Raw genomic sequence first — 466 nt, forward strand, 5'->3', positions numbered from 1 at the left:
GCGCCGAATGGGGGCTGAGCGAAGCGCAGATCGCCGCCCAGCCGGAAGCGGCGGAAACCATGAACTATACCCGCTACGTGCTGGATATCGGCCATGCCGGCGACGCCCTCGATCTGCTGGCTGGCCTGCTGCCCTGCGTGGCCGGCTATGCCGAAATCGGCCTGCGGCTGCTGCACGATCCCGCCACCCAAATGGAGGGCAATCCTTACGCCTCCTGGATCCGCAACTACGGCGACGAGGGCTATCTGGCCGGCGTGCGCGCCGCCATCGAGCTGCTGGAAACCGTCGGCCACCAGCGCGGCGCACAAGGCCGCTTCACCGAGCTGGCGCAGATTTTCACCACCGCCACCCAGCTGGAATCGGCATTTTGGCAAATGGGGCTGAACGCCTCATGACCACCCCGCGTCTCCCGCCCGGCATCCAGGTGCGGGATCTCAGCCTGCGTTTCGGTCAGCAAATCGTCTTC

At 66.1% G+C, this 466-nt stretch carries 1 protein-coding gene; it reads left to right on the forward strand.

Translation table 11 applies throughout. The features are described 5' to 3' along the window. The coding region (locus KHA85_RS20170) for a thiaminase II/PqqC family protein (protein WP_498039900.1) at positions 1–395 on the forward strand (395 nt) is incomplete at its 5' end. Positions 396–466 lie beyond the last annotated feature (71 nt).

The organism is Dietzia massiliensis (assembly GCF_018390595.1).
GTDB lineage: Bacteria > Actinomycetota > Actinomycetes > Mycobacteriales > Mycobacteriaceae > Dietzia > Dietzia massiliensis.